This window comes from Salinisphaera hydrothermalis C41B8 (assembly GCF_000732535.1).
In the GTDB taxonomy this organism is placed as follows: Bacteria; Pseudomonadota; Gammaproteobacteria; order Nevskiales; family Salinisphaeraceae; genus Salinisphaera; species Salinisphaera hydrothermalis.
On sequence record NZ_APNK01000010.1, the window covers coordinates 23,429 to 49,928 of the forward strand.

A 26,500-nucleotide genomic window follows, 5' to 3' on the forward strand; every position below is an offset into this window, starting at 1 on the left:
CGACTATTGGGGCTGGGGTGCGGCGCCCTCGGCCTCCAGCGCCCTCCACATATACCAGCTGGCCACCGAACGATAAGGCCGCCAGACCTCGGCCGCGGCTTCCAGCGCCTTGGGCTTGGGCAGGGCATCGAGACCGTAGGTCGCGGCATAGCCCTTGCGCACGCCCAGGTCGTGGATGGGCATGACGTCCGGCCGGCCGAGGTGGAACATCAGCAGCATTTCCACGGTCCAGCGGCCGATACCACGGATAGCCGAATAGCGTTCTATCAGTTCGCTGTCGTCGTAATCGTCGATGCGGGATTCATCGGGCAGTTCGCCGGCGAGCTGGGCAGCGGCTAGCGCTCGCAGCCCGGCCAGCTTGTTGGCCGACAGCCCGGCGCCGCGCAGCGTGGCATCGTCGGCGGCCTGGATGGCGGCCGCGCCCGGTGCGTCACCCGCGTTTAGCGCCGCAAGTACGCGTGCATGAATGGTGCCGGCCGCCTTGCCCGACAATTGCTGATAGACGATCGCGCGCATCAACGAATGAAATACGTCCGGGGCGGCGTTGGTGCTCGGCCGATACGGCCCGGCGCGCTGCATGAGCGCGCCGAGCACCGGATCGACCGCCGTCAGGTGTTCGACGGCGGCCTCCGCATCGAAAGCGAGCCGCGTGGGGCGGGCCGCGCTAGACACCGAGCAGGGCTTTCTCGATGGGCGTGTCGCCGGACAGCACCTCGAAGTGCTTGCAGATCGTGTTGGGCGAGTCCAGCGTCATCAGCAGCACGCGGGCGACGTCATCACGCGGGATCTCGCCGTAGCGGCCCAGATCCTTGGCGATATCCACCTGCCCGGTGCCGTCGTCTTCGGTGAGTTTGCCCGGCCGCACGATGGTGTATTCCAGGTCGGTCGAACGCAGGTGATTATCCGCCGCGCCCTTCGCCCGGAAATAATGCTGCATTTTCTCCGAGCCGTTTTCCGGTGTGTCGGCGTTCATCGATGACACCATCACGAAGCGACGCACGCCCGCGGAAACGGCTTGATCGATGATCGAAATCGCGCCGTTGCGATCCACGTCCTCGGTTTTCTCCGGCGGGGTATGGCCGCCGGAGCCGGCGGTGAAGACGACCGCATCGCAGCCGGAGAGGGCTTCGCTGCAATCGCCTTCGAGATCGGCGACAACGACGTCGGTCGCACCAATGGCTTTCATTTCGTCGATCTGGCCACTGTCACGGACCATGGCGCGGGCCGTGTGTTCGCTGCCGTCGATCGCGTGGATGAAACGGCGGCCGATCTTGCCGTGAGCGCCTACGACCAGTACATGCATGGTTGCTCCTTCAAGCGGATTGCGGACAAGCCGACGAACGCGCCGGCTTGAATCTGTGTTTACCCTCACAACCTTTGGCATGTGTTGGTTTTTTACAAGAGGGGACTTCTACGGTCCCCCGAGGACGACAATCCATGATCGATCTGTATACCTGGACCACGCCGAACGGGCACAAGGTGCACATCATGCTCGAGGAGATCGGCGCCGAGTACACCGCGCATCCGATCAACATCGGCAAGGGTGACCAGTTCGGCGCCGAATTTCTCAAGATCAGCCCGAACAACAAGATCCCGGCGATCGTCGACCAGGACGGGCCCAACGGCAAGCCGTACGCGCTGTTCGAGTCGGGCGCGATCCTGATGTATCTCGCCGACAAGGCCGATCGGCTGTTGCCGAAGGATCCGGTCAAGCGCTACGACGCGATCCAGTGGTTGATGTTCCAGATGGGCAGCATCGGGCCGATGCTCGGCCAGGCGCATCACTTCAACAAGTACGCGCCGGAGAAGATCGAATACGCGGTCAAGCGTTACGAGAACGAGGCCAATCGACTGTACGGCGTGATGGATCGTCGGCTGGCCGACACCAAATTCCTGGCCGGTAACGATTACTCGATCGCCGACATCGCGACCTGGCCGTGGCTGCGCTCGGCCGAGACCCAGGGCGTCAACATCGACGACTATCCGAACGTGCGCCGCTGGTTCGAAATGATCGGCGACCGCGAGAACGTGAAAAAAGGCCTGCAGGTACTGGCTGACCACCACACCGATCTCAGCCAGGACAGCGAGGCCATGGAGAACATGTTCGGCAGCGCGCAGTACCAGAAACGCTGATATCGAAACGGCAACAGGCCCAGTCGTTGGGCTATTCACAGATTGCGCAGATCGATGCCGAGTGATTGCACGGCAAGCCGAAGCAAGCGCTGAGTCGCTATTCGCCCGTCGTTCATCGGTGCAATCTGCGTAATCTGCGGATAAAAAAAAGACCGGCCCGCGGGCCGGTCTGTTCAGATCGCAAGCCGCCGAGCGGCTTTAGAACATCTCCGACGGCCCGACTTCCGTGTCGCCGGCATCGTCGCTGTAGCGATTGTTGATGAAGTCGCCGGTGATCATCTGCTTGTAGGTCTTGCCCGGGCCCACCATCGGGTACACGCCGGCGTCCGGGTCGACCATCACTTCCAGGAAGGCCGGGCCCTTGAACTCGAGGAAGGCCTCGACGGTGGCCGACAGGTCCGCCGGGTCGGTGACGCGACGAGCGAATTCGAAGCCGTCGGCTTCGGCGGCCTTGATGAAGTCCTTCTTGTGCAGCGACTTGTCGGATGCCGACAGACGCCCCTTGAAGAACAGCTTCTGCCACTGCTTCACCATGCCGTCGCCGATATTGTTGAGCACCACCACCTTGACCGGCAGGTCGTAGGTGGTCGCGGTCTCCAGCTCGCCGATGTTCATGCGGATCGAGCTGTCGCCGTCGATATCGATGACGAGCTTGTCGCGTCGCGCGCAGGCCGCGCCGATCGCGGCCGGCAGGCCGAAGCCCATGGTGCCCATCGAGCCCGAGGTCAGCCACAGGCGCGGCTCGCGGAAATCGAAGTACTGCGCGGCCCACATCTGGTGCTGGCCGACGCCGGTGGCGATCACCGCGCGGCCGTCGGTGTGCTTGTTGATCTCCTCGATTACGGCATAGGGCTGGATCAGCGAGCTGTCGCGGTCGTAATTCATCGCATAGTCGCGCTTGAGCGCGGCGATGTGCTGATGCCAGTCGGACAACTCGTTGGAAAAGCCGTGCTCGCGGCCGTAGGCCAGCACACGCGCCAGACTCGGGGCGAACAGGCCGACGTGGTGCCAGTCGACCTGCTTGACCTTGTTGATCTCGGAGGCATCGGCATCGAAGTGTGCGATCGCCTTGGCTTCGGGGGCGAAATCATCCGGCCGCCCGGCCACGCGATCGTCGAAGCGCGCGCCGACCGCGATCAGGAAATCACAGTCCTCGACCGCATAGTTGGCGAACGCCGTGCCGTGCATGCCCAGCATGTGCAGCGACAGCGCGTCCGTGGTGTCGAACGCGCCAATGCCCATCAACGTCGTGACCACCGGGATACCGTAGGCCTGCGCCAGGGCCCGCAGCTCATTGGCCGAGTCCGAGTTGATCACGCCGCCGCCGGCATAGATCAGCGGGCGCTTGGATTCGCCCAGCAGGCGGAAGAACTCGGCGCATTTTTCGTCCGAGAGCTTGTTCGAGCGCAAATCGCGCATGCGCTGACGATAACCCGGTACCGGCAGCACGCCAGACCCGGTGAACGTGCATTCGGCGTTCTGTACGTCCTTGGGCACGTCGATCACGACCGGGCCGGGGCGGCCGGAACGCGCGATCTCGAAGGCGGTGCGCACGGTCGCTTCCAGCTTGTCCGGATCGGTGACCATGAATACGTGCTTGGCGGCCGAACTCATGATGTTGGTCACCGGCGCTTCCTGGAACGCATCGGTGCCGATGGCCGCACGGGCGACCTGGCCGCAGATCAGCACCATGGGCACGGAATCGGCCATGGAATCGCGCACCGGGGTGACCGCGTTGGTCGCGCCCGGGCCGGAGGTGACCATGGCCACGCCGACCTTGCCGGAGGCGCGCGCATAACCGGCGGCCATGAAGCCCGCGCCCTGTTCGTTGGCGGGCACGATCAGCGGCATGAGGTCGTGATGCTCTTCGTTGAAGCGGAAGATGGCATCGTAGGTCGGCAGAATGGCACCGCCGGAATAGCCGAATACCGTGTCCACGCCTTCGTCGGCCAGTACCTGAACCAGCACTTCGGCACCGGTCATGACGCGGCCGGCCAGCGGATGATGCGGACGGGTTTCGGGGGCAGTGTGCAGTTCAGTCATGGCAGTTTTCCCGAACGACGTGGAAAATCCCGAATTGTAACCGAAAACACGGCTTTCCCGCGGCGGCTGTGGAAATTGATTTGCTTCACCTCGGGTATGGGCGTATTTTGCGCGCTTTGTCAGCCAGCGCGTTCGAGGTGATCACGATGCGACATGTGATATCCATCCTCATGGCCAACGAGGCCGGGGCGCTCGTGCGCGTGGCCGGTCTGTTCTCGCAGCGCGGGTTCAATATCGAGACGCTCAACGTCGGGCCGACCGAGGATCCGACCATGTCGCGGTTGACGCTCGTGACCTGGGGCACCGAGAACGTCATCGAGCAGATCAATCGACAGCTGCTCAAGCTGGTCGATGTGATCGACGTGCTGGACATGACCGGCGACGAGCATATGGAATACGAACTGGCGTTGATCAAGGTCCAGCGCGAGGCATCGGCCTCGCCGGTCGAGACCATGGCCGCCGGCTTCGACGTGCGCGTGATCAGCGAGGAAGACGGCCTGACGCTGCTGCGTTTTCTCGGCAGTGGCGACGAGCTCAACCGTTTTGTCGCCGTGCTGGAAGACGCCGGCATGCTGGTCGAGCTGGCCCGCAGCGGCGCGGTCACCATGACGCCGGGGACCGGTGGTCTGCGCTACCACGCCGAAGACGAACAAGCCGAAGCGTGACCCCGCGCTGACGCATAGAACGCGATACCGCGAATCAGTAATGAAGCGGCTGGCCCCTTGCCAGCCGAGCCGACACCATCAGCAGGAGAACAACCGTGAGCATGACCGTGTACTACGACAAGGATGGCGACCTGTCCCTGATCCAGGGCAAGAAAGTCGCGATCATCGGTTATGGTTCGCAGGGCCATGCCCATGCCAATAATCTGAAGGATTCGGGCGTGGACGTCGTGGTCGGCCTGCGTGAAGGCTCGTCCTCGGCCAAGAAGGCCGCCGACGCCGGCCTGGCCGTCGCCAGCATCGAAGAAGCGACCGCCTCCGCCGACGTGGTGATGATCCTCACCCCCGACGAGCACCAGCTGTCGCTGTACAACGAGGTCATCGAGCCCAACATCAAGCAGGGTGCGACGCTCGGCTTTGCCCACGGCTTCAACGTCCATTATCAGCTGATCGAGCCGCGCGCCGATCTCGACGTGATCATGATCGCGCCGAAGGGCCCGGGTCACCTCGTGCGCACGACCTATGAAAACGGCGGCGGCGTGCCGAGCCTGATCGCGATCTATCAGGACGCCTCGGGCCAGGCCAAGGACGTTGCGCTGGCCTATGCCGTGGCCAACGGCGGCGGCCGTGCCGGTATCATCGAGACCACGTTCCAGGCCGAAACCGAAACCGATCTGTTCGGCGAGCAGTCCGTGCTCTGCGGTGGTCTGGTGTCGTTGATCCAGGCTGGTTTCGACACGCTGGTTGAAGCGGGCTACGAGCCGGAAATGGCGTACTTCGAGTGCCTGCACGAAGTGAAGCTGATCGTGGATCTGATCTACGAAGGCGGCATCGCCAACATGCGCTACTCGATCTCCAACACCGCCGAGTACGGCGATATCTCCCGCGGCCCGCGTCTGATCACCGACGAGACCCGCGCCGAGATGCGCAAGATGCTCACCGAAATCCAGAACGGCAGCTTCGCGCGCGAGTTCATGGCCGAGCACCAGGCCGGCAGCCCGATGCTCAAGGCCGGCCGTCGCAACGCCGCGGCCTCCGAGCTCGAGCAGGTCGGCGAGAAGCTGCGTGGCATGATGCCTTGGATCGCCAAGGACAAGATCGTGGACAAGACGCGTAACTGATACGCGTCTTCTTTCCGAACGCGAGTTCAAGGCGAGCGATCGGTATGCAGCGGAAAACGCTGTTCCATATTGTCCCCGAAGGCTGGGGTGTGCTGTTCGCGTTGGCGATCGTCTTTCTGATCGTCAATGCGGGCATCGGCGTCTGGGCGGCACTTCCGGTGCTGGTCCTCATGGCCGTGTCGGTCCTGTTTTTCCGGGACTCGCCGCGCAACGTACCGGCCGAACCGCTGTCGGTGATTGCGCCGGTGGATGGCACCGTCATCCATCGGCGTGAATGCTACGACCCGTACCTCGACCGCGAAGCGGTCAAGGTCGCGATCCGCGTGAACCCCTTCGGCGCTTATCTGCTGCGCTCCCCGGTCGAGGGCACGGTCCTGGAGTTGGCCGGCGAGACCGTCGAACGTCTCGGCGGTGTGGCGTCCATGATTCGTACCGACGAAGGCGACGAGCTGGTCATGGCGATCCGCTATGGCACGCTGCTCGGCGCACGCCCATGTCGCAACGGCTACGGCGAGCGTGTGGGGCAGGGGCGCTGTTGCGGTAATCGCCGGATGGCGCGTCGCGTCGAATTGTTCCTGCCGGTGAACTCGCGCATGGAAGTCGAGTTGGGCGACCACGTGCGGGCCGGGGCCTGCGTACTGGCTAAACTGGTACACAAGAAAAATGGCAGCTGTCGGGCCAAGGTCGACCCCGATCGTACCCGTCTGGACGGTGCGGCCTGAGTCGTCGCTGCGGCCGGCCGGGCAAAGCCGGCGGTTGATGCTATAGAGTAGCGCCTATGTCTGAATCCCCTCCGGAACCCGGCACTCGCCGCAAGCGCGGTATTTTCCTGTTGCCGAACCTGTTTACCACCGGCACGCTCTTCGCCGGTTTCTATTCCATCATTGCGGCGACGCAGGATCGGTTCGCGGTGGCCGGCATTGCGATTTTCGTCGCCATGCTCACGGATATGTTGGACGGGCGCGTCGCGCGGCTGACCAACGCCGAGTCCGATTTCGGCATCCAGTACGACAGCCTGGCGGATCTGGTCGCGTTCGGGCTGGCGTCTGGCCTGCTGGCCTACATGTACAGCCTGCATACGCTGGCGGCCTACAGTAATGTGGCCGGCAAGCTTGGTTGGTTGGCGGCGTTTTTCTATACCGCTGCCGCGGCGCTGCGACTCGCGCGCTTCAATATCACCCGCGGCGGTCCGGTCGAGAAGAAAGTGTTTCTCGGTCTACCGAGTCCGGCGGCCGCCGGACTACTGGTTGGCTTCGTCTGGGTCGGCGCGGATTTCGGCATCCCCGGCGGTGATCTCGTGATCCCCGTGTTCCTGCTTACGGTGGGCGCTGGCGTGCTGATGGTGTCGAACGTGCGCTACAACAGCTTCAAGGATTTCAATATCCGCGATCGCGTGCCGTTCCGCTATATCCTGTTCATGGTGATCGCCTTCGTGCTGATCATGCTGGACCCGCCGCGCGTGCTGTTCCTGGGCTTTCTGGCGTATGCCCTGTCCGGGCCGGTCATGGCGCTTCGCCGGCGGCGGCGTCTGCGCTCCGATCGCGGCAACCCGTAGCGGTTCAAACGGCACCTGGCGCGGACTCGCGCGACACATCGGCCGCGCGGACGCTGAAACTTCCCCCGTCAGGCATGATCCAATCCGGATGTCGATCGACTCAACGCGGCCTATGGCGATGACACGTATTGCTCGACGATCGGGGCGCGCGATGCACAACGCGGTAGGGCCGCGAGCCCGATGACTGCGGTGGCTCCGGAATCCGCGGTGCCGTCGCACAGCCGAGCCTCGGCGATCGTCGCCTGCGTGCTCGCCGGCACGGCAGCGGCCCTGATCGTGGCACTCGCGATACCGATGGGCGTCGCGGAAGCCTGGGGCCTGGACTGGCTCCATGGTATTGGCGCGCCTGGTGTGGGCTGGGGCGATCCGTTCCGGCATGCGATCGCGGGTGCCGCGGCGGCAAACCGGGCGATGGCGGCATTGGCCACAGCCGCGGTCCTGTTCAAGCTGGTACCCGCCATCGGTGCGTTGTTGGCGCTCCGCCTGCCGGACATACTGGCCGCCGGCGCCGTCACCGGGCTTTTGGCCGCGCTGGCCGGATCGCGCGCGGCGGGTGTGTTCGCCGCGTTACTGTTCGTCCTCTCGCCCGCGCTGTGGGCGGCTGTCACCGGTTCGCCGGGGCTGATCGTCGATGGCGCCATGCTGCTGGCGCTCTATGCGGCAGTGCGGGTTTCCGACGCGCATCTCGCTGCCGGCAGGCTGGCGGTCGTCGTGCTCGCTCTGGCCGTGCTCATCGCTGACGGTGCCGGCGTTTATGCCATCGCGGTCGGTGTCGGCGCCTGGTTGCATACGGGTTTGACGCGTGGGTATTGGCGACTGTTCGCCAATCTGCGTTTAACCGTCTTTGCCGGGCTCGTTATCGCCGGGCTTACACTGATCGACGTCATTGCGTTGCCGTCCTGGGCGCGCTGGGCGGCGCTTTTCCGGCAAATCGAGTTGGCGATCGAACGCAGCGGCCTGTCGTTGCCCGACGGGCTCATGGTGCTGGCATTGATATTGCCGAGCGTGCCCGCGCTGATTGAAACCGTACGACGGCCACGAGAGGCACCCGGCCGGCTCGCGCTCGTGCTGCTGGTCGGGGCGGTCGTATTGTCCACCGCGGCCACGACGTCCCCGCTGGCGGCAGCCTCTCTCGCGCCCGTGGGTGTGCTGTGGTGGGCGGCCCCGCTGGCGGGATCGCAACCACGCGGCCGCGCGTTCCTGTGGGCCGGGCTGTATGCGCTGCTTGGGCTAACGATCAGCGTTAGCCTGTTGCTGACGGGGCGCGCCGAGCCGGTTGCGCATGGATCGCTGCTTTGGGCGAGTCGGGTGGCCGCGATCGTCTTCCTGCTGCTGCCAGTGGCCGTGCTGACGCTGGCTTGGCGCCGTGCCCGGTTCGCGCCGGCGGTCGGGGCGGCGCTCGCGCTCGCGAGCGTGATGGCCGCTGGGGCGCTTTGGTTGGCCGGTCCGCAGCAATTGCTCAGTCAGCGAAGCTACGATCACGAGCTGGTTGGTGAGTTGGTGCCGTTCCGGTCGCGACCCATCGCCGTGTTGGCGCCGGTCGAAGCGCCGCTATGGCGCGCCGAGCTCGGGCGTCCGGTCTTTGTGGCGCATGATCTGCCGACGCTCTGCCAATGGGCAGCCCGGCAAACCGGCAAGTCGGCGCCGCTCGCGCTCGTGCGCCCGAGCGCCACCGATCCGGTACTGGGTCTTTTTTCCGGCGCGCGGCTACTTCTGCAATCGGCCGGTACGCCGCGTACCTCGGTGATGGTGGTCGAGCTCGGACGCGGGGGCAGGCACGATTGTCGGGTCGGTCATGCGAACTGAGACTGGCAAAAGCCGATAAACCGTTTACGCTTTCAGCCATGACATTCGATACACGCCGCGACGACTACCTGAGCGCACTCGGCCTGACCGACTGGCAGTATCGTGCCGACGGGCCGCTGGCCGGCCCGACGGCGTCTGCGCCCGAGCCCGAGCCCGAGCCGGAAGCGCCGCAGGCTCCGGCCGATCGGGCGCATGAGGCGCCACGAGAAGCGCCGATCATCGAAGCGGCCTCCCCGTCGGTCACCGAAATGCCCGAGCCGGCAGTCCAGGACGACGCGCCCTCAACGCCCCAGTCTGTGTCGGTCGCCGATGGGGACGACAGCCCGGCCGGTTTGGATTGGGATGAACTCGAGGCTTATCTCGCGCGCCAGGACCATCGCGGCGCGACCCGTCCGGTGTTCGGTATCGGCGCGCGTGATGCCGACGTGCTGATCGTGGGCGAGGCGCCCGGCGCGAACGAGGATGCCCAGGGCGTGCCGTTCGTCGGCCGTGCCGGCAAGCTGCTCGACCGGATGCTGGCGGCGATCGACTGTTCGCGTGCGACCAATGTGTACATCACCAACATCTGTAAATTCCGTCCGCCGGACAATCGCGATCCGACGCCGGATGAAGTGGCAGCCGACTGGCCGATCCTGGAACGTCAGATCGATCTGATGGCGCCGCGGCTGGTGGTGGCCGTGGGGCGCGTGGCCGCCCAGACGTTGCTCGACTGTCAGACGCCGCTGGGCAAGCTGCGCGGCCAGCTGCATCGCTACCCACGCCGCGATCTCGATGTGCTGGTGACCTATCATCCGGCGTTTCTGCTGCGCAGCCCGCAACAGAAGAGCAAGGCCTGGGCCGATCTGAAGATGATCGCCCGGCATATTCGCGCGTTCGATCAATGAGCGCGGCGGCGGACGATCTCTGGCAGGTTCGGCGCATGCGGCCGCGCGACGTCGAGGCGGTCGTGGCGATCGAGCGCGAGTCTTACAGCCACCCCTGGAGCGAGCGTATTTTCCGCGACTGCCTGCGGGTCGGGTATTGGGCGTGGGTGATCGATCGGACCGGTCGAAGCGTCGCCGGCTATGCGTTGGCCTCGATCGCGGTCGGCGAAGCGCATCTGCTCAATCTCTGCGTGGCGGAGCATGCCCGCGGCAGCGGTGCAGCCGCGCGGCTGCTGGAAACGGTGATCGCCCAGGCCTCGGCCGAGCGGGCCGGTGAACTGTTGCTCGAGGTCCGGCCGTCGAATCATGCCGCGCGCCGGCTCTATGCCCGCTACGGCTTCGAAACCCGCGGCCGTCGGCCGAATTATTATCCGGACAGACACGGCCGCGAGGACGCGCTGCTGTTGTCGAAGGTCATCCTGATTTGAGCGATACGCGCTTTACGCGCCGCGGCCGTTTCGGCTGGGCGTTCTACGACTGGGCCAATTCGGCGTTTGCGACCACCGTCGTTGCCGGCTTTTTCCCGGTGTTCTTCAAGACCTTCTGGAGCGCGGATTATCCCGCGGAAACCAGTACGCTGCAGCTCGGTGTGGGCAGCGCACTGGCCAGTTTTCTGGTGCTGTTCCTGGCGCCGGTGGGCGGCGCGATCGCCGATCGAGGCCATCGCAAGAAGGCAGGGCTCGCGCTGTCGACCGGGCTGTCCGTGGCTGCTACCGCCGGGCTGTTCTGGGTCGGCCATGGGCAATGGCTGACCGCGATGACGCTGTTCGTGCTGGCGTCCATCGGCTTCTTCATGGCGATGGTGTTCTACGACAGCCTGATCGTGGATGTCGCGCTGCCCGACGACTACGACCGGACTTCGGCGCTCGGCTACGGGCTTGGCTATCTGGGTGGCGGGCTGTTGCTTGCGCTCAACGTCGCCATGACGATCTGGCCGCATGCCTTCGGCCTGGCCGATCGTGCGGATGCTGTGCGCTGGTCGTTTCTTAGCGTCGCGATCTGGTGGGCGCTGTTCTCGCTGCCGTTATTTCTGTTCGCCCGTGAGGATACCGGGCGCGGCCGCGCGCCCGTCGGCCGCGCCATGCGAGAAGGGCTGTCCGAACTGCGGGGCACTATCGGCGAGATCATGAAACAGCGCGAGATCTGGCTGTTTCTGCTGGCCTATTGGCTGTACATCGACGGCGTGAACACCATCGTGCGCATGGCTGTGGACTTCGGCCTGAGCCTGGGCTTCGGCCAGGAAAGTTTGATCATGGCGCTGCTGCTGGTCCAGTTCATCGGCTTTCCGGCCGCGATCGCGTTCGGCTGGCTGGCTTCGATCTGGGATACCAAGAAAGCGATCTATCTCGGGCTGTGCGTTTATGCGGCGATTTCGGGTTGGGCCTATTTCCTGCACGACGTCTGGCAGTTCTATGCGATGGCTGTGGCTATCGGGTTGGTGCAAGGCGGCGTGCAATCGTTGTCGCGTTCTTACTACGCGCGCCTGATCCCCGACGGTAAGGCCGGCGAATACTTCGGCATCTACAACATGCTGGGCAAGTTCGCGGCCGTAATTGGTCCACTGCTGGTGGGCGTGGTCGCCGCCCTGAGCGGCAGCGCGCGGCTGTCGATCCTGTCAGTGGTGGTCCTTTTCATCGCCGGCGGGTGGCTGTTGACACGTGTAGACGCCGGCAAGGTCAGGCATTCCGTCAACGCGTGAAGCCAACGTGTTGGCCTATTCGCTGAATGACGAGCTGTCGCGCAAGCCTGCCGAGTGCTTTCTTCAGTCGTTCCCGGAGATTGTTTCTGCCCCGAGTCGTTTGGGTTGGCGCCGATCTTCGCCGACATCGGTCACGCCTATATCAGCTCGTGCGGACGACATACGGGCGGGCGTGGCGCGATTGTATGGACAGCCGGCAGCGTCCGGCCGGCGATCGTACTGTGCCGGAAAAGAAGTCAGTAAACTTCAAACAGCCCGGCCGCGCCAATGCCACCGCCGACGCACATCGTAACCACCACGTGTCTGACGCCACGTCGTCGGCCCTCGATAAGAGCATGGCCAACCATACGGGCGCCGGACATGCCATAGGGGTGGCCAATCGATATGGAGCCGCCGTTGACGTTGTAGATTTCAGGATCGATGCCGAGATAATCGCGACAATACAGGCACTGACTTGCGAACGCTTCGTTGAGTTCCCACAAACCGATGTCATTGACGGTCAGGCCGAAGCGATCCAGTAGTTTCGGCACCGCATGGACCGGGCCGATGCCCATCTCGTCGGGCGAGCAGCCTGCGACGGCCATCCCGATATAGGCGCCCAGCGGCTGCAGGTCGCGTCGCTCGGCTTCACCGGCCTCCATGAGCACGCTGGCCGATGCACCGTCAGAGAGCTGAGACGCATTGCCCGCCGTGATGTATTGTCCCCGCGCAATCTGCTGGCCGTTTTCGAAGACGGGTTTGAGCTGGGCCAGGCCGGCCAGGGTGGTGCCGGGTCGATTGCCTTCGTCCTGACTTAACGTGACCGCTTCGGACCCGACCGCGCCGGTCTCTTTATCGACCGTGGTCTTGATCGTGCTCATGGCGACGATCTCCTCGTCGAGCCGGCCCGCCTGTTGAGCTGCGGCCGTACGCATCTGCGACTGATAGGCATATTCGTCCTGTGCTTCACGCGATATGCCGTAACGCTCGGCCACGATCTCAGCAGTCTCGATCATGCTCATGTAGATGTCCGGCTGATGCTCGTTGAGCCAAGGATCCCGGACACGGTACTGATTGCTGTGCTCGTTCTGCACCAGCGAGATCGACTCCAGACCGCCGCCGACGACCACATTCATGCGATCGTGAACGATCTGCTTGGCTGCCGTCGCAATACCCATGAGACCGGAGGCGCATTGGCGGTCGATCGTCATCCCGGGCACGCTGGTCGGCAGCCCAGCGCGCAGAGCACACTGGCGCGCGACATTGCCGCCAGTTGAACCCTGTTGGCGCGCAACGCCGAGTATCACATCGTCAACGACGGCGGGCTCGAGAGCGGCGCGTTTGATGGCGTGCTCGATCGCGTGGCCGCCCAGCGCCTGACCCTGGGTATCGTTGAAGGCGCCCCGGTAGGCCTTGCCGATGGGCGTGCGAGCCGTGGAAACGATGACAGCTTGGCGCATTACACTCCTCATCTGAGTCTTTATTAGGCGGCGGGCGGAAACCGCCGGCATTGCCATGGAATGGCGGGATGTATAAATTGAAACAGTGTTTCAAAAAAAGCATGAATTTGGAGTATGTGGAGCACGGGTAATGGCGTCAAGCCGGTACAGGCTTCGATGGGAGAGTGGGGCATGTCGCTGAGTGAACGACTGCGCGCGCAGATGCGGCTGCCGGTCATCGGCTCGCCGATGTTCATCGTCTCCAACCCGCAGCTGGTGATCGCCCAGTGCCGAAACGGGATCATCGGGTCATTCCCGGCGCTGAATGCCCGGGCGGCGGATCAGCTGCCGGTCTGGCTAGAGCGGATCACGAACGCGCTGCGGGCTGAACGCGAGGCCCGGCCCGAGGCTCGGATCGCGCCGTTTGCGGTGAACCAGATCGTGCATGCGTCCAACGATCGCCTGGAACAGGATCTGCGCGCCTGTGCGGATTTTCGAGTGCCGCTGCTGATCACCAGTCTCCGCGCGCCGCATGCGGCGGTGGAAGCCGCCCACGACTACGGCGGGCATGTCTTCCATGACGTGATCAATGTCCGCCACGCGGAGAAGGCGATCGAGGCTGGCGTCGACGGGCTCATCGTAGTCTGTGCCGGAGCAGGCGGGCATGCCGGTACGCTCAGCCCGTTCGCGCTGGTGTCCGAGATTCGACGATTCTGGGACGGGCCGCTGGTTCTGTCCGGCGCGATTACCCGGGGCGAGCACATTCTCGCGGCGCAGGCTCTGGGCGCGGATTTCGCCTATATGGGCACGCGTTTCATCGCCACCGAAGAAGCCAACGCCGTGGCCGACTACAAGACCATGATCACGGCCTCGAGTGCCGCGGATATCGTCTACAGCAATCTATTCACAGGCGTTCACGGCAATTATCTGCGGGGCTCCATCGAGAACGCGGGCCTCGACCCGGATGCGCTTTCGGAGTCGGACAAGCAGGCCATGAGCTTCGGCAGCGATCGCAAGAAGACCTGGAAGGATATCTGGGGCGCAGGCCAGGGCGTGGGGAATATCGATACCGTCGAACCGGCCGCCGCGATCATCGATCGCCTGGCCGAGGAATACGAGGCCGCGCGCCAGCGGCTGGCATGACGATGTCCGCCGGGCACGGCGCGAACCGCAGCCCGGCTGGGCAGTCCGGCGCAGCACCCGCCGTCATATGATGTAAAGCGTCAGCGTCTCGGCGATGCAGGCTGGCTTGTCATGGTCCTCGATCTCGAGGGTGACGTGGCAGGTCACGCGATAACGGCCCTCGCCCCGGGCGGCGACGTCGTCCAGCCAGGTCCGGGCGCGTATCCGGGCGCCCGCCGGAACCGGGCTGACGAAGCGGACGGCGTTCAGCCCATAGTTCACGCGCGCCGTCGTCCCGCGGACGGTGAAGACGTCACCGGCCAGGCGTGGGATCAGAGATAACGTCAGGAAACCATGCGCGACCGGGCCGCCGAACGGCGATTCACGGGTCGCGCGTGCTACATCGACATGGATCCACTGCCGGTCGTCGGTCGCCTCGGCGAATTGATCGATGCGCGACTGGTCGATTCGCAGCCAGTCGCTCGTGCCGAGTTCGCTCCCAACACGAGCCTGCAAGGCTGCGATATCTCGAGGATCAGCACGGCGGGCCCAGCGCATGAAACGCGGCCAACGCTGCACCGATCCGAGACCGCAAGGCGCTATCCAACGGCCCGTTCCAGCTCGGGGATGATGTCGAACAGATCCCCGACCAGGCCGATGTCGGCGATTTCGAAGATTGGGGCGTCCTCGTCCTTGTTGATGGCGACGATCGTGCCGGCATCCTTGATACCGGCCAGATGCTGGATCGCGCCCGAGATGCCGAAGCAGATATAGAGTGTCGGGGAAATAATCTTGCCGGTTTGACCGACCTGCATGTCGTTCGGAACATACCCCGCATCCACCGCCGCTCTCGAGGCGCCGACCGCCGCGCCTATCTTGTCGGCGAAGTTGTAGATGATGCGGAAATTCTCCTCGCTGCCGACACCGCGGCCGCCGGACACCACCTTGGGCGCGGTCTGCAGGTCAGGACGGTCCGATGTCTGCTGTTCCAGCCCGACGAAGCGGGTATGGCTCGGCACTTCGACGTCGAGTTCGAGTGGTTCGATCGCGGCTTCGTTGCCGCCGGCTGCGGCAGGATAGGACGCACAGCGCACCGAGGCGACCAGCACCCGATCGGCCGGGGCGGCGACAGTGTTCACCGCGTTCCCGGCATAGATGGGCCGATCGAACTCGTGGGGGGTGTGGACAGCCATGATGTCGGTCACCATGGGGGCGCCGAGCAGGGCGGCGACCCGGGGCATCAGATCCTTGCCGAACGTCGTGTTCGGGCCGAGTACGTGGCTATAGCCGCCGCGCTCGACGGCAGCCGCGATCCGGGGCGCGAGTACGGCTGCAGTGGGATGGGCATGGGCCGCGTCATCGGCGTGATACACCGTGGCGACGCCGTCGATGCGGGCGGCTTCGGCGGCGATGGCCGCCGCCCCGTCGTCGGCCAACACCAGGACATCAATCGCGTCCGGGGCGATCTGCTGCGCGCATGCGATCGTGCGGGCGGTCGATTCGTTGAGCGCACCCTGCAGATGATCAGCGATGATCAGGATCTTGTAGCTCATAGCAGGCTTTTCTCCTTGAGTTTGGCGACCAGTTCGTCGACGGATTCGACACGCACGCCGGATTCGCGCTGTGGCGGCGGAGCGGTTTTGAGCGATTCCAGCGCCGCGGCCGGTGCCACGCCGAGCTCGTCCAGGCTGCTGCTCTCGATCGGCTTCTTCTTGGCCTTCATGATGTTGGGCAGCTTGAGATAGCGCGGCTCATTCAGGCGCAGGTCGGTCGTGATCACGGCCGGCAGGTCGACATCCAGGGTTTCGAGGCCGGCATCGACTTCCCGGGTGACGCGGGCACTGTCATCGGCCAGCTCGATCGACGAGGCGAAGGTGGCCTGTGGCCAGCCGAGCAGGGCGGCCGTCATGGGTCCGGTCTGGCTGGCGTCGTCATCGATGGCCTGTTTGCCCATCAGAAAGACCTGCGGCTGCTCGTTCTCGGCGATCGCCTTGAACACGCCGGCGGCGGTCAGTGGCTGTACCGGTTCCTCGGTCTTGACGTGGATGGCGCGGTCGCAGCCGAAGGCCAGAGCGCTGCGCAGCTGCTCGCCGGCTGCATCGGGGCCGATCGTCACCGCCACGACCTCGTCGCAGAGGCCGGCTTCCTTCCAGCGAATGGCCTGCTCGACGGCGATCTCGTCGAAGGGATTCATGCTGTGCTTGACGCCGTCGGTGACCACGCCCGAACCGTCGGACTTGATCTGGATACGGACGTTGTAGTCGATCGCGCGCTTAACGCTGACGAGTACTTTCATGACGCTCCTTGAGGGGTCAGAGGTTGTAGTAATTCGGCCCCGAGCCGCCCTCGGGCACGACCCAGTTGATGATCTGGTAGGGATCCTTGATATCGCAGGTCTTGCAGTGCACGCAGTTGGCGGCGTTGATCTTCAATTCGGCCTGGCCGGTCTCGTTCTCGACCATCTCGTAGACATTGGCCGGGCAGAAACGGGTACAGGGGTTGCCGTACTCGTGGGTACAGCGTTCGATGCAGATGCTGGTATCGAGCACCTGCAGGTGCACCGGCTGATCCTCGTCGTGCTCGGTCTGGGCGAAGTAGACCGACGCCAGCCGGTCGCGGGGCGGCAGATCGCGGTCGACGTAGCCCTGGGCGTCTTCCGGCGTCGGGCTGTCGAGGTCGTCCAGGCGCCGGGTCGCCTGCCAGTCGGCATGATTGGACAGCGTCCAGGGCGAAGCGCCTTTCGTGATCGTCTCCCAGCCGGCGTTGAGCAGGCCGACCCACTTGCCCTTGTTGAAACCGGGGCGGATGTTGCGCACCTTCTTCAGCTCCGCGCCAACCGTCGAGGCGCGCAGGGCGGCATCGAAGCCGTCGGCCGTGCCGTGGGCGTGGAGATGATCGGCGGCGATCATCCCCGAACGCATCGCGGTATGGATGCCCTTGATCTTGGGCACGTTCAGCGTGCCGGCGGCGTCCCCCAGGATGACCGCGCCGGGCATCTCTGTTTTCGGCAGCGACTGCCAGCCACCCTCGACCAGCGCACGGGCCCCGGCGGAGATGATCTCGCCGCCTTCCAACATCGGCTTGATCCGCGGATGGTGCTTGAACTGCTGGAAGGCCTCGAACGGGCGCAGGCGTGGGTCGGCATAGTCCAGACCGACGACGAAGCCGATCGCGATCCGGTTGTCGTCGAGGTGGTAGACGAATCCGCCGCCGTAGGTGTCGTCGTCCAGAGGCCAGCCGATCGTGTGCTGGATCAGGCCCGGCCGACACTGGCTTTCCGGGACCTTCCAGAGCTCCTTGAGGCCGATGCCGTAGGTCTGGGGATCACTGTGCCGGTCCAGCTCGAAGTGCTGGATCAGCTGCTTGCTGCAGTTGCCGCGACAGCCTTCGGCGAACAGCGTGACCGGGGCATGGATCTCGATGCCCGGCGTGAAGCCGTTCTTGGGCTGTCCGGCGCGGTCCAGACCCATGTCCGGCGTGCGCACGCCCCTGACTGCGCCGGCCTCGTCGAACAGCGCCTCGGCGGCCGAAAAGCCGGGATAGATCTCCACGCCCAGGGCCTCGGCCTTCGGCGCCAGCCAACTCATCAGATTGCCGACCGAGACGATCACGTTGCCGTGGTTGTTCTGCTGCGGCGGGGTGGGCAGGCGTCGACTGCCGTCCTGGTGCAGCATCCAGAATTCATCGTCGGCGGCATCCACGCAGATCGCGGGTGGATCGTCGCGCCAGTCGGGCACGAGCTCGTCGAGCGGGCCGGTCTCGACCACCGCGCCGGCCAGATTGTGGGCGCCGACCTCCGAGGCTTTTTCGAGCACGCAGACCTCGGTGTCCGGGGCGTTCTGTTTGATGCGCATGGCCGCGGCCAGCCCGGCCGGCCCGGCGCCCACGACCAGTACGTCGTAGGCCATGACGTCGCGCTCGATTGGTTCGCTCATAAAGGACTCATGGATGACAGGAAAGAGCGGCGCCGCCCGTCGCCATGGACCGTACCCGCATTGGAACGTGGCGCTGGCGGGGTAGGACGGTTCGATTTCATGATCAGATCTTCATGCCGGGCATGTTCAAGGAGGCCGTGTTGCCGCCGTCGACCGCGAGTGCCTGACCGGTCATGAAGCTGGCATCCTCGCTGGCGAGAAAGGCGATGACGGCGGCGATTTCCTCGGGGTGGCCGTAGCGCCGCAGTTCGCAGCGCGCTCCGAGCTTGTGACTTTTGCCATGAGCTGCGGCGTATTCGAACACCGGGCGTGTCATGCCGGTTTCGATCAGGCCCGGGCAGACCGCGTTGACACGGATGCCGTATTCGCCGAGATCGCAGGCGGCCGTTTGCGTCAGGCTGATTACGCCGGCCTTGGTGGCGCTGTAGGCGTTGCCGCCGGCCCCGGAGCGGATGCCGGCCACAGAGGCCGTGTTGACGATCGCACCGCGGCCCGCGATGCGCATGGCGCCGGCCACTGCCTGCAACATCCAGGCGCTGCCCAGCAGGTTCACGTCGACCACGTGACGCCAGTTGTCCGGATCATTGTCATGGATCGGCGAATGGTCCGTGCCCGCGGTGCCAGCGTTGTTGCACAGCACGTCGATGCGCCCGTAACGGGCCAGAACTTCCGAAACCTGCGACGCGACCGCCTCGCGATCACGTATATCCAGCGTTCGTATCCAGTGACCGTCTTCGGCCGGTAGCTCGGCGGGTAGATTGGCCAGGGCGGCTTCGTCGCGATCCAGGGCGACCACGGTCGCGCCTTCGGCCGCCAGGCGCTTTGCGCAGGCTCGCCCGATGCCGCTCGCGGCGCCGGTGATCATCGTAATCTGTTGATCGAAGCGGTTCATGGCGCAACGGTTGGTGGGCATGTCTATTGATTTTACTGTCGATTGAGCCGGCGTCAATAAAAATGAAACACCATTTCGAAATACGTGAAAGGAGTGGCGGCGACTGCCGGTCTGCGTGCTTTTCGAGGCGCAGCTGTCGCCGGTATAACGGGCTATGGTGATGGCCTGAAAAGGCCGGCTTGCGTGAGTTCGCGAGCGATCACATTGGCGAATTGAGCCGCCCCGATTCTCAGACCCTTGGGATTATGCGTTACCGAAGTCGCGGACCAGACGATGGCCTGTTGTTTGATGTCCCAGAAATTGATTCGGGCCACGTAAGTTGTCTCATTGATCGAGAAATCGGGCCCCAACGGCTGGGCGCGCATGCTCAGGCTGGCCGCGGGCGGTACGGGTGCCGAAGGGCCCGAGCTGACGTTGACGTTCTCGATCTTTTTATGCACGAGATGAATGCCGATAGCGCTGTCGAATCCCTGTTGGCGCAGACGCTTTGCGAGGTAGGCTCGTGATTTGCCCCGGATACCCTTATTGCCGTAAATCGGCATTGCGGCGCGTGCATTCACGCCACGCCGTCGCAGGGCATCGACCACTGCATTTTCCAATGTAGCTCGGCTCGGCGAATCGATCAGAACGCCGACTACCGGAGCGCGATACGGCGGCTGGGCGGCTTTTTCCATGTTCGGTCGCACATCCACGACGCGCGTATTGCGATAGGGTGAATTGGTGCAGGCGGCCAGTAGGACCAGTCCACCCAGCGCTAAAGCTATTTTGATCTTGTTCATCGAGACCTGTCCTCGGTTGGTTCGCTTGCGGGACTAGAACGAATAACTGGCGCTGAAGGCGAAATAATCGCGGTCCTGGACCGTGCTATATTTCGTGGTGTTGTAGTTGGTATAGGACAGGTCGCCGCCAAGATGGTGATACTGGAGGCCAAGCCCGGCGGTGATCGTGCGTTGATGCGCTTCGAATGAATTATCGCTGGAATACCCGTCGACGCCCTGGCGCAGGGTCAAGCTCGGCTTGAGCGTCACTGGGCCGATGGCGTTTTTGTAGGTCGACTCGACCGAAATTTGGTAACCCCAGCTGAAGTCGGTTACGTAGCCGCCCGCATCGGGAGCCCCAACCCCGAAATTCGTGTGTCGGCCGAAGCGAATATCGTTGTGGTTTGGCAGGTTGGGAATCGTTTCGAACGCCGTTTCGGCCGATGCCACCGTTTTGTCGGCGCCGAGCAGATCGGGAATGATGGTTGTGAAGGTCAGTTCTGCGCGCTCTACGCCGTAGCGTTTATAGCCTTGGACATCTTGGCCGAGACCGCGTGAATCGACGTAGGCTTGGGTGCCGGCCGGGATATTGGGGTTCGCCGGTTCGCCCGTGGCCGAGGTGGCCGATTGTGTGGTCAGATCCGGGGTGTTGATCTGCAGCGGCATGTTGTCGATGTAGCTCAGATTGAGCGCCAGATTGCCGATGTTCTGGAATGTCTTGTCAGCGGTCAGGCCAAACACACGAATATCGTTTGGATAGTCGTAGTGGAAGGTGATGGAATTAAACACTGACGGCGCGGAAGCGGTCGGTCGCGGATCCGCATTCTTGTGCAGCGAGTAATACGGCAGACGCGCGTTGTAGTTGAAAAAATAGGCGCCGACATGCGCATTCTGCTGCGCGAATGAGTAATCGAGCTTGAAGCCGTACTGTCCGCCGTTGCTGGCCTTGTTATCCGGACCGCGTCGGAAATAAAGGCCCTGCTCGAGCGCGACGCGATTGGGCACCACCACCTGGTTTGAAAACGTGGCATAACAGCCGGGCGCGACGTTGTCGTAAGTGGCGTAGAACGTGCCGCAGCCGTCGGTGACCGAATGTTGCCAGTCGAACTGGTAGAACGCTTTCATGTCCAGATGCTTCGTCAAACCCACGTCCGCGCTGAGGCTGCCGGACGGGATGAGGTACTGCTCGTATTCGGAGCCGGGCCGATGAAACGCCGGCAGGTCGATGGCATTCAGCGAGCCGAATGAGCCTCGGGTAAACAGGCTGCGGCCCCACAGCAGCAATTGCTTGCCGAGCTTGAAGCTGACGTCATGTCCTCGGACATCGAATTTCCCGAACGCGTAAGCCTGTTGAAACGTGGCGCCGTTGAACTTGGCGCGTCTGTTGAAACCGTTGTCGCTCAGTGGTGTATTCGGTGCATAGCCGTTCGGCACGTTGCCGTGCGCCACCGACTTGTTGTCTTCTAGATAGTCTTCCCAGGCCTGGCCGCTGACGAATATCCCATAGTTGCCACGGCTCAGTTTCACGCTGCCGTAGAGCTGGGCGCTGCCCTTCACGAAATCGCCTTTGTTGTAATTGAGATCGCCGTCGTCCGAGACTGCATCATTCGACCGCCCGCCGGCCTTGTTGCCCGCGAACAGGATGTCGTTGCTCGGCGATTGGGTTCGGATGGCGCTGCCCGCGATCGCCTTGAGGTTCCAGTCGGCGGAAACGCCATGCCCGATATCGACACTTCCGCCGGCGAAGGCAGGACCGGCGACTGACAACAACCCGACTGCATACAGCCCTCTTTTGCGAAAACCGCTGCGCATGGTGGTGCTCTCCTCTTTTTGTTTTATGCCGGCATGCGCCGAAGACATGCCGATTCTTTTAAAATGCTGCTTCAGCGATTTCGTGGTCGGATGAGCGAGGCCCATTCACGAGGTTGACTGACGCCGGGCGCCTGGCGAAATCACGAGTGCGTTTTTTTTTGGAATTGCGTTTTGTAATCTGATTTGGGTCTAAACTGTGTCGTCGATATCGTCAAGCAGCGCCGAGCGCCTCGACCGGCCAATTCAGCGTGACTTAGGCACTCCTCGGAGGGATCACCCACAACCGCTGGAGTGGTCGGAACCCTTGCGGTGAATTGGCTTACGTTGGCGGCGCGCTGGCGATGGACGTATCGTCAGGCCTGTCTCGGTGACCGCTCGCGGGCTGATGGCCTGCGACGGATGTCGAATCCCGGCCGGATGCGCCCCAGGTGTCGGTGATCGAATCTGCGCTCGCGTTATAGAGGCCGTAATGAGCGGACCGAGGGGGTTAAGAACATGACAACAACCAGGGCAGCACCCATGCACCGAACTAGAACAGGGACGGATTCAGTGGACGGGAAGAAGGATCCCAATTTCGTGACGGCGCTTGCCCGTGGGCTGGAACTGATGCGTTGTTACGGCGACGCTGCGGAATATCTGGGCAACGCTGAGCTGGCCAAGCGCACCGGTATACCGCGGCCTACAGTCTCGCGGCTCACGGCCACGCTGACCCAGCTGGGTTATCTGATTTACGTGCCGCATCTGGAGCGATATCGGCTGGGCCCGCGAGTGCTCGATCTCGGTTATCGCTATTTGGCAAGCGAGGGCGTCAGCAACATCGCGCGGCCGTTCATGCAGGAATTGGCGGATGCCACCGATTGCTTCATTGCGCTGGGCGTGGCCGAAGGCACGCAGATGACCTACACGCAGACCTGCCAGGGCCCCGGCCCCTTGATCATGCGCATGGGGACCGGTTCGCGCGTGCCCATGGCGCATACGGCGATCGGCCGGGCCTTTCTCGCGGCATTGCCGGCGGATCAGCGACGGCCTTATTGCGATCTTATCCAGCGCGACGATCCGAGCGCGTGGCCGCATATCGAGCGTGCCCTGGATCGTGCCGATCGCGAGTACGCGCAATTCGGATTCTGCGTGGCGGAAAGCGAATGGACCCGTGATGTCAGTGGGGTTGGCGTGCCCCTGGTGCTTGAAAACGGGCGCCGCGTGGTGGCATTCAACTGCAGCGGCTCGTCGTTGCGTCTGAGTTACCAGATTCTGACCGAAAACCTCGGGCCCCGCCTGCGTGACATGGTGACGCAAGTGCGCGAGTTGATCGAAGGTCGCGACGACCGCGGGTGATGCCAGCCGTGTCGAGCATGCATGCTGCCAAAAATGGAATGATATTTTGATTTGTTGACGGCCTCTCCGACGCTGTGCGACTTTGCAAATCGGCACAAGATGCCTGACGGCCGCATCGGCACGTTGGGCGCATTCGACGAAGGAGAGGTCGATGGGAGCGCTTTCCGATCGCGCCGAGGCGTTGCGATCCCGGCTGCAGTCGTTCATGGCGGAGTACGTCTACCCTAACGAAGCCGTTTACGAAACTCAGCATGCCGGGGCCGAGGATCGTTGGGCCGAGCCGCCGATTCATCATCAGCTCAAGGCGCGAGCACGCGAGCAGGGTCTGTGGAATCTGTTCCTGCCCGGTAGCGAACATGGCGCGGGACTGTCCAACCACGACTATGCGCATCTGTGCGAAATCATGGGTCGCAGCCCGATTGCGCCGAGCCTTTTCAACTGTAGTGCGCCCGACACCGGGAACATGGAGGTGCTGGCCCGCTATGGCACCCCCGAGCAACAGGGACGCTGGCTGGCACCTCTACTCGAAGGCAAGATCCGATCGTGTTTTTCCATGACCGAACCGAGCGTGGCTTCCTCGGATGCGACCAATATCGGCACGTCGATTGTTCGGGACGGAGACGAGTATGTGATCAACGGTCGCAAGTGGTGGTCGTCGGGCGCGATGTCGCGGGATTGTGCGGTCGCGATCGTCATGGGCAAGACTGACCCGAACGCCGAGCGCCATAAGCAGCAGTCGATGATTCTTGTGCCGCTCGATACGCCCGGCGTGCATATTGAACGCGCATTGCATGTGTTCGGTTACGACGACGCGCCTGAAGGCCACGCCGATATCCATTACGACAACGTGCGGGTACCCGCCGAGAACATGATTCTCGGCGAAGGACGCGGGTTCGAGATCGCACAGGGCCGCCTCGGGCCGGGGCGCATCCATCATTGCATGCGCACAATTGGAGTCGCGGAACGGGCGCTGGAGGCGATGTGTGTTCGGGTCGCCGAGCGCGAGGCCTTCGGCCGCAAGCTGGTCGATTTCGACTCGATTCGAAAACAGATCGCCCGCTCCCGAGTTGAAATCGATCAGGCTCGGCTGCTGACGCTGCACGCCGCCGAGCGCATGGATGCCGTCGGTAACAAGTCGGCGCGTCAGGAGATCGCAATGATCAAGGTGGTGGCGCCCGAGATGGCGCTGCGGGTGCTCGACCGGGCGATTCAGGCCCACGGCGCGCTTGGCGTTTCCCAGGACAGCTTTCTGGCACGCGCTTGGGCGCATATCCGCACGCTGCGGCTGGCCGACGGGCCGGATGAAGTACATCTGGACGCCATCGCCAAACTCGAACTACGGCGGCAGGGCGCCCAAGCCGGTTGAGCCGGTGGTCCAATCTTTCAGGAGCGTGATATGGGACAACTTTTCGATCTGACCGGGCAAGTGGCGGTCATCACTGGCTCCAGCCGCGGTATCGGCAAGGCAATCGCCTGGCAGATGGCCGCGCACGGGGCGAAGGTGGTGATCTCCAGCCGCAAGGTCGAGGCTTGCGAAACGGTGGCCGAAGAACTGCGAAACGCCGGTTTTGAAGCAACAGCTGTAGCCTGCCATGTCGGGGACAAGAGCCAATTGCAGAATCTCGTTGACAACACGACCGCAAAGTACGGCGGTATCGATGTGCTGGTGTGCAACGCTGCGACCAACCCGGTTTACGGGCCGACCCGCGATATGACCGACGAGGCCTGGGACAAGATCATGAATACCAACGTTCGGTCCACGTTCTGGCTGTGCAACATGGTGCTGCCGGGTATGGCCGAACGCGGACGTGGTCGAGTGATCGTGCTGTCGTCGATCGCCGCACTGCGCGGCAACGACGTCATCGGCACCTACGGGGTCTCGAAAGCGGCCGAAGCCGCTCTGGTGCGTAATCTCGCGGTTGAATGGGGACCGAAAAACATTCGCGTCAACGCGATCGCGCCGGGGCTGGTCCGCACCGATTTCGCCAAAGCGCTGATCGACGATCCCAAGCGACTGGCCCAGGCCGAACAGCGCACGCCGGTGCGTCGAATCGGCGAGCCGGACGATATTGCGGGCGTCGCCGTATTTCTGGCGAGCGCAGCCGGTGATTACGTGACCGGGCAGACCTTGATTGCCGACGGCGGCGAAACGATCGCAGGCTGAATCGACGGGAGCGCTATATGAGCGAGCAAGCGGCAGGCGAGGCAGCGCTGGTTGAAGTCCGAAGCGCGCATCGGTTCGATACCGACCCACTCGAACGCTATCTCGAGCGCCAGGGACTGCTCCAGGGCAGACTATCCATAAAACAGTTTCAGGGCGGCCAATCCAACCCGACATTCCTGGTGCAGACCGGCGAAGGTGAGTACAGCGCCTTCTATGTCCTGCGCAAGCAGCCGCCGGGAAAGATTCTGCCATCGGCGCATCGTGTGGATCGGGAATACCGCGTAATGAACGCGTTGTCGAACGTGCCCGACGTACCCGTCCCGGCCATGCGGGCCTACTGCGACGATGCGTCGGTGATAGGCACACCGTTCTACGTGATGGACTACGTCGAAGGACGGGTGTTCAACCAGCCCACGCTCGATGATATCGCTCGCGATCAGCGAGCCGGGGTATATCACCGCATGGTCGATACGCTGGCGGCTCTGCATTCAGTCGACGTCGAGGCGGTCGGACTCTCCGATTTCGGCAAGCCCGAGGGCTACGTGGAACGCCAGGTGGCGCTCTGGCGCAAGCAGTACGACAAGTCCACCGACGATCCCGACCCCGCCATGATCGCGCTCGGAGACTGGCTTGCCGAGCATCTCCCGCCGGACAGTCCGCCGACGATTGCCCATGGCGATTTCCGAATCGGCAATCTACTGCTCGCGCCGGATCTTTCGAGCGTGCGTGCAGTGCTTGACTGGGAGCTTTCCACGCTCGGTCACCCGCTGGCCGATCTGGCTTATGCGTGTCTGCCGTACTACTTGCCGCCGGGCCAGGCTGGGCTGCCCGGCTTGGTTGGCCTCGACCTGGCCGAACACGGTATACCCAACGAATCCGAGCTGCTCGCCCGCTATCGCGAGCGGCGCAATCTTTCGCGCATCGAAGATTGGCCTGTCTTCATTGCCTTTTCGCTGTTTCGGATCGCCGCCATTCTGCAGGGCGTCTATGCGCGGGCGGTGCAAGGGAATGCGAGTAACGCTAATGCGTTGGAGGTAGGTCGTCAGGCCGGCCGGCTGGCGGAGCGCGGCTGGGAAATTGCGCGGAGCCACGACTGAGCGGCGTTTGGTTTGCGCGGTCAGC

Annotated in this window: 25 protein-coding genes; 14 read left to right on the forward strand and 11 right to left on the reverse strand. The window is 63.6% G+C overall.

Annotated elements, in window-relative coordinates:
* Nucleotides 1-3 precede the first annotated feature (3 nt).
* Together C41B8_RS08610 and C41B8_RS08615 are read right to left on the reverse strand one after the other, a co-directional pair.
* Nucleotides 4-672: a DNA-3-methyladenine glycosylase family protein gene (locus tag C41B8_RS08610; RefSeq protein ID WP_037336668.1), complete on the reverse strand. Its 669-nt coding sequence runs from the start codon at nt 670-672 to the stop codon at nt 4-6.
* Nucleotides 665-1,303, reverse strand: a complete 639-nt coding sequence (locus C41B8_RS08615) for an SDR family oxidoreductase (protein ID WP_037336670.1) — start codon at nt 1,301-1,303, stop codon at nt 665-667. The genes C41B8_RS08610 and C41B8_RS08615 overlap by 8 nt, the downstream gene beginning before the upstream one ends.
* A gap of 134 nt (nt 1,304-1,437) precedes the next feature.
* On the opposite strand from C41B8_RS08615, the gene C41B8_RS08620 reads away from it, so the two are divergent.
* Nucleotides 1,438-2,133: a glutathione binding-like protein gene (locus C41B8_RS08620; protein ID WP_037336672.1), complete on the forward strand. Its 696-nt coding sequence runs from the start codon at nt 1,438-1,440 to the stop codon at nt 2,131-2,133.
* A gap of 198 nt (nt 2,134-2,331) precedes the next feature.
* On the opposite strand, the gene ilvB is transcribed toward C41B8_RS08620, so the two are convergent.
* Nucleotides 2,332-4,176, reverse strand: a complete 1,845-nt coding sequence (ilvB, locus tag C41B8_RS08625; protein ID WP_051883304.1) for a biosynthetic-type acetolactate synthase large subunit — start codon at nt 4,174-4,176, stop codon at nt 2,332-2,334.
* A 146-nt stretch (nt 4,177-4,322) separates the two neighbouring features.
* Between ilvB and ilvN the strand changes: the two genes are divergently transcribed.
* From ilvN to C41B8_RS08665, 8 genes are all read left to right on the forward strand, one after another.
* Nucleotides 4,323-4,841 (forward strand): acetolactate synthase small subunit, encoded by a 519-nt coding sequence (gene ilvN / locus C41B8_RS08630; RefSeq protein ID WP_037336831.1) that lies wholly within the window; start codon nt 4,323-4,325, stop codon nt 4,839-4,841.
* 101 nt (nt 4,842-4,942) lie between these two features.
* Nucleotides 4,943-5,959: a ketol-acid reductoisomerase gene (ilvC, locus tag C41B8_RS08635; RefSeq protein ID WP_037336674.1), complete on the forward strand. Its 1,017-nt coding sequence runs from the start codon at nt 4,943-4,945 to the stop codon at nt 5,957-5,959.
* Between the two features lie 44 nt (nt 5,960-6,003).
* On the forward strand, nt 6,004-6,681 hold the full coding sequence (locus C41B8_RS08640; RefSeq protein WP_051883305.1) for a phosphatidylserine decarboxylase: 678 nt from the start codon (nt 6,004-6,006) through the stop codon (nt 6,679-6,681).
* 56 nt (nt 6,682-6,737) lie between these two features.
* Nucleotides 6,738-7,514 carry a CDP-alcohol phosphatidyltransferase family protein gene (locus tag C41B8_RS08645; protein WP_037336676.1) on the forward strand — a complete coding sequence of 259 codons (777 nt, stop codon included), beginning with the start codon at nt 6,738-6,740 and terminating at the stop codon, nt 7,512-7,514.
* Nucleotides 7,515-7,694: 180 nt separating this feature from the next.
* Nucleotides 7,695-9,320, forward strand: a complete 1,626-nt coding sequence (locus C41B8_RS08650; protein WP_037336678.1) for a hypothetical protein — start codon at nt 7,695-7,697, stop codon at nt 9,318-9,320.
* Nucleotides 9,321-9,358: 38 nt separating this feature from the next.
* Nucleotides 9,359-10,204, forward strand: coding sequence for a uracil-DNA glycosylase (locus tag C41B8_RS08655; RefSeq protein WP_051883306.1), 846 nt, complete (start codon nt 9,359-9,361; stop codon nt 10,202-10,204).
* Nucleotides 10,201-10,671, forward strand: a complete 471-nt coding sequence (gene rimI / locus C41B8_RS08660) for a ribosomal protein S18-alanine N-acetyltransferase (protein ID WP_037336680.1) — start codon at nt 10,201-10,203, stop codon at nt 10,669-10,671. Before C41B8_RS08655 ends, rimI begins: the two co-directional genes overlap by 4 nt.
* Nucleotides 10,668-11,942 carry an MFS transporter gene (locus C41B8_RS08665; protein WP_037336682.1) on the forward strand — a complete coding sequence of 425 codons (1,275 nt, stop codon included), beginning with the start codon at nt 10,668-10,670 and terminating at the stop codon, nt 11,940-11,942. Before rimI ends, C41B8_RS08665 begins: the two co-directional genes overlap by 4 nt.
* 236 nt (nt 11,943-12,178) lie before the next feature.
* On the opposite strand, the gene C41B8_RS08670 is transcribed toward C41B8_RS08665, so the two are convergent.
* A complete protein-coding gene (locus C41B8_RS08670; RefSeq protein ID WP_037336685.1) occupies nt 12,179-13,381 on the reverse strand; it encodes an acetyl-CoA C-acyltransferase in 1,203 nt (400 codons plus the stop codon).
* A gap of 171 nt (nt 13,382-13,552) precedes the next feature.
* On the opposite strand from C41B8_RS08670, the gene C41B8_RS08675 reads away from it, so the two are divergent.
* Nucleotides 13,553-14,503 (forward strand): NAD(P)H-dependent flavin oxidoreductase, encoded by a 951-nt coding sequence (locus C41B8_RS08675; RefSeq protein WP_037336687.1) that lies wholly within the window; start codon nt 13,553-13,555, stop codon nt 14,501-14,503.
* A 63-nt stretch (nt 14,504-14,566) separates the two neighbouring features.
* Here C41B8_RS08675 and C41B8_RS08680 read toward each other — a convergent pair whose 3' ends face one another.
* The 7 genes from C41B8_RS08680 to C41B8_RS08710 form a co-directional block, all read right to left on the reverse strand.
* Nucleotides 14,567-14,998, reverse strand: coding sequence for a MaoC family dehydratase (locus C41B8_RS08680; RefSeq protein WP_037336690.1), 432 nt, complete (start codon nt 14,996-14,998; stop codon nt 14,567-14,569).
* A gap of 83 nt (nt 14,999-15,081) precedes the next feature.
* Complete coding sequence (locus tag C41B8_RS08685) at nt 15,082-16,035, reverse strand: electron transfer flavoprotein subunit alpha/FixB family protein (RefSeq protein ID WP_037336692.1); 954 nt, start codon at nt 16,033-16,035, stop codon at nt 15,082-15,084.
* Nucleotides 16,032-16,778, reverse strand: coding sequence for an electron transfer flavoprotein subunit beta/FixA family protein (locus C41B8_RS08690; protein WP_037336694.1), 747 nt, complete (start codon nt 16,776-16,778; stop codon nt 16,032-16,034). The genes C41B8_RS08685 and C41B8_RS08690 overlap by 4 nt, the downstream gene beginning before the upstream one ends.
* Before the next feature lie 16 nt (nt 16,779-16,794).
* On the reverse strand, nt 16,795-18,417 hold the full coding sequence (locus C41B8_RS08695; protein ID WP_037336696.1) for an electron transfer flavoprotein-ubiquinone oxidoreductase: 1,623 nt from the start codon (nt 18,415-18,417) through the stop codon (nt 16,795-16,797).
* A 103-nt stretch (nt 18,418-18,520) separates the two neighbouring features.
* Nucleotides 18,521-19,309, reverse strand: coding sequence for an SDR family NAD(P)-dependent oxidoreductase (locus C41B8_RS08700; RefSeq protein WP_037336698.1), 789 nt, complete (start codon nt 19,307-19,309; stop codon nt 18,521-18,523).
* Nucleotides 19,310-19,461: 152 nt separating this feature from the next.
* Nucleotides 19,462-20,088: a hypothetical protein gene (locus tag C41B8_RS08705; protein WP_037336700.1), complete on the reverse strand. Its 627-nt coding sequence runs from the start codon at nt 20,086-20,088 to the stop codon at nt 19,462-19,464.
* Nucleotides 20,089-20,121: 33 nt separating this feature from the next.
* Nucleotides 20,122-21,927 carry a DUF1302 domain-containing protein gene (locus tag C41B8_RS08710; protein ID WP_232226024.1) on the reverse strand — a complete coding sequence of 602 codons (1,806 nt, stop codon included), beginning with the start codon at nt 21,925-21,927 and terminating at the stop codon, nt 20,122-20,124.
* A gap of 501 nt (nt 21,928-22,428) precedes the next feature.
* Between C41B8_RS08710 and C41B8_RS08715 the strand changes: the two genes are divergently transcribed.
* The 4 genes from C41B8_RS08715 (at nt 22,429) to C41B8_RS08730 (ending at nt 26,475) form a co-directional block, all read left to right on the forward strand.
* Complete coding sequence (locus C41B8_RS08715) at nt 22,429-23,214, forward strand: IclR family transcriptional regulator (protein WP_232226025.1); 786 nt, start codon at nt 22,429-22,431, stop codon at nt 23,212-23,214.
* Nucleotides 23,215-23,365: 151 nt separating this feature from the next.
* Complete coding sequence (locus tag C41B8_RS08720) at nt 23,366-24,580, forward strand: acyl-CoA dehydrogenase family protein (protein ID WP_037336704.1); 1,215 nt, start codon at nt 23,366-23,368, stop codon at nt 24,578-24,580.
* Between the two features lie 30 nt (nt 24,581-24,610).
* Nucleotides 24,611-25,378, forward strand: coding sequence for an SDR family NAD(P)-dependent oxidoreductase (locus tag C41B8_RS08725; protein WP_037336706.1), 768 nt, complete (start codon nt 24,611-24,613; stop codon nt 25,376-25,378).
* Nucleotides 25,379-25,395: 17 nt separating this feature from the next.
* Nucleotides 25,396-26,475, forward strand: coding sequence for a phosphotransferase family protein (locus C41B8_RS08730; protein WP_037336708.1), 1,080 nt, complete (start codon nt 25,396-25,398; stop codon nt 26,473-26,475).
* Nucleotides 26,476-26,500: the final 25 nt, after the last annotated feature.

What these genes read in the sequence shown, in the direction of transcription:
- C41B8_RS08710 (WP_232226024.1), bottom strand. Translation starts at nt 21,927, where the DNA reads ATGTCTTCGGCGCATGCCGGCATAAAACAAAAAGAGGAGAGCACCACC.
- C41B8_RS08695 (WP_037336696.1), bottom strand. Translation starts at nt 18,417, where the DNA reads ATGAGCGAACCAATCGAGCGCGACGTCATGGCCTACGACGTACTGGTC.
- rimI (WP_037336680.1), top strand. Translation starts at nt 10,201, where the DNA reads ATGAGCGCGGCGGCGGACGATCTCTGGCAGGTTCGGCGCATGCGGCCG.
- C41B8_RS08700 (WP_037336698.1), bottom strand. Translation starts at nt 19,309, where the DNA reads ATGAACCGCTTCGATCAACAGATTACGATGATCACCGGCGCCGCGAGC.
- ilvC (WP_037336674.1), top strand. Translation starts at nt 4,943, where the DNA reads ATGACCGTGTACTACGACAAGGATGGCGACCTGTCCCTGATCCAGGGC.
- C41B8_RS08675 (WP_037336687.1), top strand. Translation starts at nt 13,553, where the DNA reads ATGTCGCTGAGTGAACGACTGCGCGCGCAGATGCGGCTGCCGGTCATC.
- C41B8_RS08620 (WP_037336672.1), top strand. Translation starts at nt 1,438, where the DNA reads ATGATCGATCTGTATACCTGGACCACGCCGAACGGGCACAAGGTGCAC.
- C41B8_RS08730 (WP_037336708.1), top strand. Translation starts at nt 25,396, where the DNA reads ATGAGCGAGCAAGCGGCAGGCGAGGCAGCGCTGGTTGAAGTCCGAAGC.
- ilvB (WP_051883304.1), bottom strand. Translation starts at nt 4,176, where the DNA reads ATGACTGAACTGCACACTGCCCCCGAAACCCGTCCGCATCATCCGCTG.
- C41B8_RS08725 (WP_037336706.1), top strand. Translation starts at nt 24,611, where the DNA reads ATGGGACAACTTTTCGATCTGACCGGGCAAGTGGCGGTCATCACTGGC.
- C41B8_RS08645 (WP_037336676.1), top strand. Translation starts at nt 6,738, where the DNA reads ATGTCTGAATCCCCTCCGGAACCCGGCACTCGCCGCAAGCGCGGTATT.
- C41B8_RS08655 (WP_051883306.1), top strand. Translation starts at nt 9,359, where the DNA reads ATGACATTCGATACACGCCGCGACGACTACCTGAGCGCACTCGGCCTG.
- C41B8_RS08720 (WP_037336704.1), top strand. Translation starts at nt 23,366, where the DNA reads ATGGGAGCGCTTTCCGATCGCGCCGAGGCGTTGCGATCCCGGCTGCAG.
- C41B8_RS08705 (WP_037336700.1), bottom strand. Translation starts at nt 20,088, where the DNA reads ATGAACAAGATCAAAATAGCTTTAGCGCTGGGTGGACTGGTCCTACTG.
- ilvN (WP_037336831.1), top strand. Translation starts at nt 4,323, where the DNA reads ATGCGACATGTGATATCCATCCTCATGGCCAACGAGGCCGGGGCGCTC.
- C41B8_RS08690 (WP_037336694.1), bottom strand. Translation starts at nt 16,778, where the DNA reads ATGAAAGTACTCGTCAGCGTTAAGCGCGCGATCGACTACAACGTCCGT.
- C41B8_RS08670 (WP_037336685.1), bottom strand. Translation starts at nt 13,381, where the DNA reads ATGCGCCAAGCTGTCATCGTTTCCACGGCTCGCACGCCCATCGGCAAG.
- C41B8_RS08650 (WP_037336678.1), top strand. Translation starts at nt 7,695, where the DNA reads ATGACTGCGGTGGCTCCGGAATCCGCGGTGCCGTCGCACAGCCGAGCC.
- C41B8_RS08685 (WP_037336692.1), bottom strand. Translation starts at nt 16,035, where the DNA reads ATGAGCTACAAGATCCTGATCATCGCTGATCATCTGCAGGGTGCGCTC.
- C41B8_RS08640 (WP_051883305.1), top strand. Translation starts at nt 6,004, where the DNA reads ATGCAGCGGAAAACGCTGTTCCATATTGTCCCCGAAGGCTGGGGTGTG.
- C41B8_RS08615 (WP_037336670.1), bottom strand. Translation starts at nt 1,303, where the DNA reads ATGCATGTACTGGTCGTAGGCGCTCACGGCAAGATCGGCCGCCGTTTC.